7 protein-coding genes are annotated in these 5405 nt (G+C 71.6%); 3 read left to right on the forward strand and 4 right to left on the reverse strand.

The genetic code is table 11. The annotated features are described in order from the left end of the window. Positions 1–334, reverse strand: a 334-nt coding sequence (locus IO30_RS0128810) for an ATP-binding cassette domain-containing protein (RefSeq protein ID WP_031147719.1), incomplete at its 3' end; no start/stop codon positions are given. Positions 335–357: 23 nt separating this feature from the next. Further along, positions 358–1026 (reverse strand): DUF4097 family beta strand repeat-containing protein, encoded by a 669-nt coding sequence (locus IO30_RS0128815; RefSeq protein WP_031147723.1) that lies wholly within the window; start codon positions 1024–1026, stop codon positions 358–360. A gap of 221 nt (positions 1027–1247) precedes the next feature. Here IO30_RS0128815 and IO30_RS48195 point away from each other — a divergent pair, with 221 nt between their 5' ends. Next, positions 1248–1973: a GbsR/MarR family transcriptional regulator gene (locus IO30_RS48195; RefSeq protein ID WP_031147725.1), complete on the forward strand. Its 726-nt coding sequence runs from the start codon at positions 1248–1250 to the stop codon at positions 1971–1973. A 19-nt stretch (positions 1974–1992) separates the two neighbouring features. Here IO30_RS48195 and IO30_RS0128825 read toward each other — a convergent pair whose 3' ends face one another. Then, a complete protein-coding gene (locus tag IO30_RS0128825) occupies positions 1993–2481 on the reverse strand; it encodes a carboxymuconolactone decarboxylase family protein (protein ID WP_031147727.1) in 489 nt (162 codons plus the stop codon). A 180-nt stretch (positions 2482–2661) separates the two neighbouring features. On the opposite strand from IO30_RS0128825, the gene IO30_RS0128830 reads away from it, so the two are divergent. Together IO30_RS0128830 and IO30_RS0128835 are read left to right on the forward strand one after the other, a co-directional pair. Then, positions 2662–3858: an NAD(P)/FAD-dependent oxidoreductase gene (locus IO30_RS0128830; protein WP_031147729.1), complete on the forward strand. Its 1197-nt coding sequence runs from the start codon at positions 2662–2664 to the stop codon at positions 3856–3858. Continuing rightward, complete coding sequence (locus IO30_RS0128835) at positions 3855–4748, forward strand: RNA polymerase sigma-70 factor (protein WP_031147731.1); 894 nt, start codon at positions 3855–3857, stop codon at positions 4746–4748. The genes IO30_RS0128830 and IO30_RS0128835 overlap by 4 nt, the downstream gene beginning before the upstream one ends. Here the strand turns inward: IO30_RS0128835 and IO30_RS0128840 are convergent. After that, positions 4735–4914, reverse strand: coding sequence for a hypothetical protein (locus tag IO30_RS0128840; RefSeq protein ID WP_031147732.1), 180 nt, complete (start codon positions 4912–4914; stop codon positions 4735–4737). The genes IO30_RS0128835 and IO30_RS0128840 overlap by 14 nt on opposite strands. Positions 4915–5405 lie beyond the last annotated feature (491 nt).

Here is a 5405-nt window from a genome sequence, read left to right on the forward strand (position 1 = left end):
CGCGCTTGGGCAGGTGGTTCAGGTCCGCCATCAGGAGCATGTTCTCCTCACCGGTGATCAGGCCGTCCACGGCCGAGAACTGGCCGGTGACTCCGATCGCGGCCCGCACCCTCTGCGGGTCGGAGGCCAGGTCATGACCTGCCACCTGGGCCTGACCGCCGTCGGCGGAGATGAGCGTCGAGAGGATCTGCACGGCGGTGGTCTTGCCGGCGCCGTTCGGGCCGAGGAGGGCGAAGACCGTGCCGGCCGGGATGTGGAGGTCGATCCCGTCCAGGACGAGCTTGTCGCCGTAGGACTTGCGGAGGCTGGTCGCCGCGATGGCCACGTCAGTCATGGTGGGTGCTCCCTTCTTGTCTGTTAGAGGCTGCGGGCGGTGATGTCGCCGTACGAGGTGGTCGCGCGGATGTTCAGGTCGGCGACGCCTTCGGTGTTGCGCAGTGCGTTGTGGATCCGGCCGTAGCCGGTGCCGGCGTCCAGGGAGGCGGAGGCTCCGCGGGCCGCGCCGACCGAGATCTCGCCGGCCTCGGTGCGCAGTTCGACGGTGCCGCGTGCGGCTTCGGCGATGCGGATGTCGCCCTTCTGCGTGCTGATCTCCGCGGGGCCGCCCAGGCGGCCGACCGAGATGTCGCCGGCGAGGAGGGTGAGGCGGGCGCTCGCGGTCTCGTCGAGCTTGACCGAGCCGTGTGCGCCGTCGAAAGCGACGTCACCGAGGCGTCCGACGCCCCGGAGTTCGGCGCTGGCCGCCTTCGCCTCGACGCGGGAGCCGGCGGGCAGCTGGACGGTCACCTCGACGGAGCCGGAGGTGCCGAGGATCCGGCTCTTCGGGGGAGCGGCCTGGATCCGCAGGACGCCGTCGCGGTAGTCGACCTCGATCTGCTCCGCCGCCTTGACGTCGCTGCCCTTCGAGGCGTTCGCGGGGAGGACCTCGACCGTGGTGTCGGTCCGGTCGGCGGCGATGAAGCGGATGCGGCCGGCGGGGATGTCGAGGACGGCGGAGACGGGGGCGGTGGTGTCGAACTTCTGCATTGTTCTCTCCTGCAACTCGTTGTTTCTGATGAGAGAAACGCTACGTTGCGTTCACAGATTGGGCAATGCGGTTGTTGCACCTTGATTGCATTTTACCAGGTCAGAGCTCATTAATCGTTGCAATGGGCTTCTGATTAACGCAACGTCGGATGCTCTTGCGTTGCAATGAGATGGGAGTGAACGCTATACTCGGGGCATCACAGGACACGAAGGAGACAGCGATGCCGGGAGGCAGGCTCACTCAGCAGGAACGCCAGCAGATCGCACTGGGGCTGGCCGACGACCTCTCGTACGCGGAGATCGCCAGAAGTCTCGACCGCCCGACCTCGACGATCACGCGCGAGGTGATGCGCAACGGCGGTCCCACCGCCTACCGCGCCGACCTGGCCCACCGCGCCACCGGCCACCGCGCCCACCGGCGCAGGCAGGTCGCACCCGAGGCCCCGCAGGCCTACGGGCGCGACGCGGAAGCGGTGCGCGCGTACCAGGAGACGTTCACCACCGTCCTCATGGGCTCGGGCATGCCCAAGATGATGTCCCGGGTGCTGGCCAGCCTCACCACCAGCGACGCCGGCAGCCTCACCGCGACCGAACTCGTCCAGCACCTGAACGTCAGCCCGGCATCCGTCTCCAAAGCGGTGGCCTACCTGGAGAACCAGGGCCTCATCCGCCGGGAGCGCGACGAACGCCGCCGCGAGCGCTACGTGGTGGACGACGACGTCTGGTACGAGGCGATGATGGCCAGCGCCCGCGCCAACACCTACCTCGTGGAGACCGCACGGCAGGGCGTGGCCGTGATGGGCGCCGACACCCCGGCCGCCAACCGGCTCGAAAACATCGCCCGTTTCCTCGACTTCGTCAGCGAGAGCATCACCCGCGCGGCCGAGCAGGCCCGGGAGATCCTCCACACGAAGCCCGACGCCGCCCCGGACGGCCCCGGGCGTTGATGAGCGCGGGGCTCTCCGGTCAGGCCCACTGCTCCTCGGCGAGGGAGGTGACCGGCTGGGGCTTGCCGATGACGGCCAGGGCGATGAAGAAGCCGATCTGGCCGATCGCGATGGTGAGGGTGGCCAGGGCCTTCTCGTCGTAGTGCCGGGCCACTTCGGCGTAGAGCTCGTCGGTGACGCGTTCCCGGCCGTGGGGGGCGGGCTGGAGGGTGGCTTCCACCAGGGCGAGGGCGGCGCGTTCGGCGTCGGTGAAGTACGGGGCGTCCTGCCAGGAGGAGACGGCGGTGATGCGCTCCTCCGTCTCGCCCGCCTTGCGCAGGAAGCCGGTGTTCAGGACCGTCAGGTAGGTGTTGGCGACGATCTGTCCGGCGCGCAGGTGGACGAGGCTCATGGTGGTGCGCGGCACGGAGCGGTTGCCGGTGGCGCGGAAGAGGGCGGCGCTGACGTCGTTCAGCTCGGGCACGAACTCGGCGGGGTTCGGCATGCGGGAGACCGGGGCGTTCGTCATGGCTGCGTTCCTTCGCGTCGGACGGTTGCTTCATCACGCTGACGGAACGGGTGGCGCGGATGTGACCGGTGTCGGGGCGCCTTCCGGGCCCCCGTAGAGTGAGGTGTGTCACATGCTGTCACGGGGGGTGGTGCCGCGGTGTCTTGCGCCCGGGGGACCCCTGGAGACGAAGGAGACACCATGACCGCACACACCGAGGTGATCGTGATCGGCGGTGGGTACGCGGGTGTCATGGCTGCCAACCGCCTGACGCAGCGCGACGACGTGAAGGTGACGCTGATCAATCCGCGCCCGGCCTTCGTCGAGCGCATCCGCCTGCACCAGCTGGTGGGCGGATCCCACGACGCGGTCCTCGCGTACGGGAAGGTGCTGGGCGCGGGCGTGCGGCTGGTGGTCGACACGGTGACGCGGATCGACGCGGCGGGACGGAGCGTGGAGCTGGCGGCGGGCGGGCCGGCGCGCTACGACTACCTGGTCTACGCGGTGGGCAGCGGCAGCGCCGGTTCGGCGGTGCCCGGGGCGGCCGAGTTCGCGCACCCGGTGGCGAGCCTGGAAGAGGCGCAGCGGCTGCGGCCGGTGCTCGACGCCTCGCCCGCAGCGGCGGTGACGGTGGTGGGAGCCGGTCCGACCGGGATCGAGACCGCCGCCGAGCTGGCGGAGGCGGGCCGTTCGGTGACGCTGGTCTGCGGCGGGGTGCTCGGCCCGTACCTGCACGCGCGCGGGCGGCGTTCGGTGGCGGGGCGGCTGGGGGCGCTGGGCGTGAAGGTCGTCGACGGCCCCGGTTCGGAGGTGACGGCGGTGACGCAGGACGCGGTGCGGCTGGCCGACGGGCGCGAACTGCCGGGCGGGGTGACCGTCTGGACGGCGGGGTTCGGTGTGCCGGACCTGGCCGCGCGCAGCGGTCTGAGCACCGACGAGCTGGGCCGTCTGGTCACGGACGAGACGCTGACGAGCGTGGACGACGAGCGGATCGTCGCGGCCGGGGACTCTGCGGCGCCCTCGCGGCTGCCGTTGCGGATGAGCTGTCAGGCCGCGATGCCCCTGGGCGCGCGGGCCGCGGACACGGTGCTCAGCCGTCTCGCGGGTGAGACGCCCTCACCCCTCAACCAGGTGTTCGCGGGGCAGTGCATCAGCCTGGGGCGGCGCACGGGCATCTTCCAGTTCTCCCGGCGGCGCGACGTCGCGGTGTGGTTCCACGTCGACGGCCTTCCCGGGGGCAAGCTCAAGGAACTGATCTGCACGAGCATCGTCAAGCACCTGGCGGGCGAGGCAAGCGAGCCGGGTTCGTACCGTCTGCACCGCGTGCCCGGGGGTCCGTGGCGCCGGCAGTCGCTGGAGGCCGTGCGCGCGGAGGCGGCCCGGAGGGACGGGGTGTGAGCGACCGCGCCACCGATGCGGCGACGGCGGTGTTCGTCGCCCATCGCAATCTGCTCTTCACCGTCGCCTACGAGATGCTCGGGTCGGCCGCCGACGCGGAGGACGTCCTCCAGGAGAGCTGGCTGCGCTGGGTGGGCGTCGATCTGGGGCAGGTGCGCGACCCCCGTGCGTATCTGGTCCGGATCACGACCCGGCAGTCCCTCAACCGGCTGCGGACCGTGACGCGCCGCAGGGAGGCGTACGTCGGGCCCTGGTTACCCGAGCCGCTGCTCACCGCGCCGGACGTGGCGCAGGACGTGGAGCTCGCCGAGAGCCTGTCGATGGCGCTGATGCTGGTCCTGGAGACGCTGTCGCCGACCGAGCGGGCGGTCTTCGTGCTGCGGGAGGCCTTCGGCACCGGGTACGAGGAGATCGCGGCCGCCGTGGACAAGAGCCCTGCGGCGGTCCGGCAGATCGCGCACCGTGCCCGCCGCCACGTCGATGCCCGCCGTCCGCGGCGTACGGTCGCGCCGGGGGAGGCGCGGGCGGCCGTGGAGTCGTTCCGGCGGGCGCTGGAGAGCGGGGACCTGAAGGGTCTGCTGTACGTGCTCGCTCCGGGCGTGGTCTTCGTGGGCGACGGCGGCGGCGTCAAGCACTCCGCGCTGCGGCCGGTCACGGGCTCCGGCCAGGTGGCCCGTCTCATAGTGGGTGCGGGCGCCAGGACCGGCAGGTTCACCGTCGGCCCGGCCGTGGTCAACGGGAGCCCGGCCCTCGTGGTGCGCCTGGACGGGGAGATCGACGGGGTCATGGCGATCCGGGTCGAGGACGCCCGGATCGCGGGGCTCTACTACGTCCGCAACCCGGAGAAGCTGTCCCACGTCGTCCGCGAGACCGCGCTCACGCTTCGGTGACGCGGGCGCCGCCCTGGCGGGGGCCGGAGCGGGCGGGGGGCGGCAGGGCGGAGGAGAGGGCGGGGGCGGCGGGTGCCTTGCGTTCCCGGCCCGTGTGGAGCGTGTCGAAGGCCACCAGGCTGGCGTAGGCGGAGCGGCGCAGACGGTGGGTGAGGGTGCGTCTCATAGGGCTGGTTTCATTCCGGTCGGCGCGGTGACGTGCACGGGCGGCATCACCTTGTCCGAGCGGGCTCAAGGAACGCATGAACTGCGGTCCAGGGCGGCCGGAGCGGCGGCCGCGTCCGGCAGGAGCCGCGGGAGTGCGCGGGGATCTCCGGGCGCGCGGCAGGACCGGAACGGCGCTGTACGTGAGCTCGAAGTTCCGCGGCGTGCGGGGGACAGGGGGACCGGCACTTCCTAGGCTGGGATGCGTAGGCCCCCCACCGCGTACGCGCCCGCCCGCTGCCATCCCCCGCCAGCGGGCGGGCGCCTCGACGCGCCCGTCGGAACGGTTACTTCACCGGCTCCGGTTCCGGCTCCGAGGTGTCCTCGCTCTCCTGCGCACCCGCGGGTTCAGGCGTCTTGACGGAGTCGAGGAGGAGCTGGGCGACGTCGACGACGGTGACGTGTTCCTTGGCCTGGCCGTCGTTCTTCTTGCCGTTGACCGAGTCGGTGAGC

It is taken from the genome of Streptomyces xanthophaeus, assembly GCF_000725805.1.
GTDB lineage: Bacteria > Actinomycetota > Actinomycetes > Streptomycetales > Streptomycetaceae > Streptomyces > Streptomyces xanthophaeus.

Bases quoted from the DNA above. Each gene is read 5' to 3' on its own strand.
- IO30_RS0128815 (WP_031147723.1), bottom strand. From the start codon at position 1,026: ATGCAGAAGTTCGACACCACCGCCCCCGTCTCCGCCGTCCTCGACATC.
- IO30_RS48195 (WP_031147725.1), top strand. From the start codon at position 1,248: ATGCCGGGAGGCAGGCTCACTCAGCAGGAACGCCAGCAGATCGCACTG.
- IO30_RS0128825 (WP_031147727.1), bottom strand. From the start codon at position 2,481: ATGACGAACGCCCCGGTCTCCCGCATGCCGAACCCCGCCGAGTTCGTG.
- IO30_RS0128830 (WP_031147729.1), top strand. From the start codon at position 2,662: ATGACCGCACACACCGAGGTGATCGTGATCGGCGGTGGGTACGCGGGT.
- IO30_RS0128840 (WP_031147732.1), bottom strand. From the start codon at position 4,914: ATGAGACGCACCCTCACCCACCGTCTGCGCCGCTCCGCCTACGCCAGC.